Genomic DNA, 2,582 nt, shown 5'->3' on the forward strand with positions numbered 1-2,582 from the left:
TGAGTCTTAATTTGGATGAACTGTTGAATCTTATTTGGGATAAAGTGTTGAGTTCTACTTGACGGTTACACCAATATTCTATTGATGAATTTTTTATGGATATTACTAATAGTTACCATCTGTTTTCCAAGACACCAAAAGCATTTGCAAAGCACTTAAAAAATGAAATTTATGAAGTGACACAAATACAGTGTGCCATTGGTATTGGCGATAACCTTTTACTAAGCAAAGTGGCATTGGATATTGAAGCAAAAAAAATGCCGGATGGCATCACGGAATGGCGTTATAAAGATGTAGAAGAAAAAATGTGGGGGATTAAACCCCTGTCAAAACTATGGGGAATTAATATGAAAAGTGAAATGAACCTTAACAAGAGGGGCATTTATAGTGTTGGAGATTTAGCAAACTATTCCTGGAAATATTTGAAGAGAGATTTTGGTATCGTGGGGGTCGATTGGCATCTTCATGCCAATGGCATAGATGAGAGCTTTATCAGAGATAAACACATAGCACATCGCCCTTCGATCGCTAAAAGTCAGATTCTACTCCGAGATTATACGCTTACCGAACTATATGTGATTTTAATAGAACACGTTGATGAAGTGACTTATCGTATCAGGTTAAATAAACAACTTGCACGTACGATTTCTTTCTCTATTGGCACAAAGGATGGAAAGATTTATCGAAAGCAGTTTACAATAAAGGCAGGAACAAACAACTCTAATAAGATTATTCAACTGATATGGAGCCAATTAAATAAAGTGGCTGACCCACATAGTTCGTATAGGACGATTAATGTATCTCTAACGAACTTCTTACCGGATTCAGTCATGCAGATATCACTATTTGATACAGATAAGGATCTAAAAGAGGAAAAACTGAACCACACAATTGACCAATTGAAGCAACGGTATGGCAGCTCCAGTGTATTGAGAGCCACCAGCTTGACCGATGCATCTACATTCAAGTATAGATCTACCCTTATTGCCGGACATATGATATAAGGAAATTTGTATTAGTTTAAATGACATTATTATATAATTACAGAGCCCGAAATATTATGGTTTCGGACTCTGTTATGGTGATATTGATCAACTCATTTTTTAACTATTGCAAGTACTGCTACATGCTAGACGTACTACATTTGATTTTAATACTTGCGTTCGAGCTGAGTTTTTGTAGAAAGTAGTAACATGTTTAAAGTTTGGTCTATTACGGGGAGCATTTGAATCTTTATATACAACTGTTTTGTAGTATGCTTTGCTTGCATTTACTTTGCTTGCATTTATCTGAAAGTAAAGATTAGCTACTTGAGTTACAGTTCTAGCTGTTTGCGGTAATTTTGTAATACTTGCTACTATTATTGCAATTGCACCAACTGTAAACCTTTGTAGCTTTAGATTATTAGACCCTGTATAGGTTTTATTGTACTTCCATGATGAGGCAGCAATCTGGTAAAGATTTTCTTCAAAATGCATACTATCTTTTAAATTTACTGACATTGCTTCTATGGGAACTTCACTATATTCGTTTGTTTGTTCAGAGGTTTGTTTAACGGTATCTTTTTCTACGACTGTAATAATTGAATCAACCAGCTCGTATTCTTGAGTTTCTTTATTAAGCATATAAATTTCCGAATGGACTTCCGTTTCACTTACAAATACTTCTATATTCTTATAATCTTCTCCCTCATTACTATAAGTATAAACGTATTGATTTGAATTCATTTCCTCGAAAACCACATCTTCATTTATTCCTTCTAATTCTTCTGTACTTGCTTCAGCAGTTTGTACTTTTTCCTGACCGCCAAGAGTAATAAATGTTTCTGAGAACGGATACAAAATCAAAGAAAAAATCATCAAGCATAAAACTTTCTTCTTCATAACTAACAACACCTCTTATATGATAATTGCATTATAACCTATGAATTTACTTTTTTCTATTTTTTTTATAATCTACAATTATCGAAGCAATAATTACAATAATTGACACTGTTAAGTAGGTGAATATATCAATATAATTCCATATAACTAACGCTAGAAGTATAAGTAATATAACTGTTGTTACTACATTTGAAGAAAGTAGTTTCATTGAAATTCCTCCTAAGAAAGATTAATACGTATATTTTACCTTAAAAATTCAGAAAACGGCCATTATTTATTCAATAGGCTATACTTTTATTCTGAGAACTTTATATTTGTACTTTCTACAGTTATTCGCATTAAACACCGATTATTTTACATCTATCTAAATGCACACTATGTTAAATAGCATTTTTATATAATAGCAGAACTTAAAAAATATTATGGTAGCTCATATTGCCTTTATTTGCTTTAGAGAATTATAAGAAATCGTGAATTTCCATCCCATTCTCCTTAGTGTTTCGTTTCGCATCTACTTTATTTGTATGGTATTCATATTTTGGCTCTTACGCTAAGTTGGGGAATGCTTATATATAGATTGTGATGAACATAGCCAAAATTTTAAATTTATAGTGGACGATAAAGCATATGCTGTCTCAACAGCCTGAAACCGGCCCGGCCATACATAATCCGTTTGATGGTCTTCAGCCGATTGACGTT

General features: G+C 33.0%; 2 protein-coding genes and 1 pseudogene. 2 read left to right on the top strand and 1 reads right to left on the bottom strand.

From position 1 onward, the window contains the following. Positions 1 to 77 precede the first annotated feature (77 nt). Positions 78 to 227 (top strand): annotated as a pseudogene (locus tag ACFFLE_RS07750) (Y-family DNA polymerase); the annotation flags it as partial. Positions 228 to 305: 78 nt separating this feature from the next. Beyond that, positions 306 to 1,004, top strand: coding sequence for a DinB/UmuC family translesion DNA polymerase (locus ACFFLE_RS07755; protein WP_380570568.1), 699 nt, complete (start codon positions 306 to 308; stop codon positions 1,002 to 1,004). Between the two features lie 99 nt (positions 1,005 to 1,103). Here ACFFLE_RS07755 and ACFFLE_RS07760 read toward each other — a convergent pair whose 3' ends face one another. After that, complete coding sequence (locus tag ACFFLE_RS07760) at positions 1,104 to 1,883, bottom strand: hypothetical protein (RefSeq protein WP_380570567.1); 780 nt, start codon at positions 1,881 to 1,883, stop codon at positions 1,104 to 1,106. Positions 1,884 to 2,582 lie beyond the last annotated feature (699 nt).

It is taken from the genome of Salinicoccus siamensis, assembly GCF_042429615.1.
Lineage (GTDB): Bacteria > Bacillota > Bacilli > Staphylococcales > Salinicoccaceae > Salinicoccus > Salinicoccus siamensis.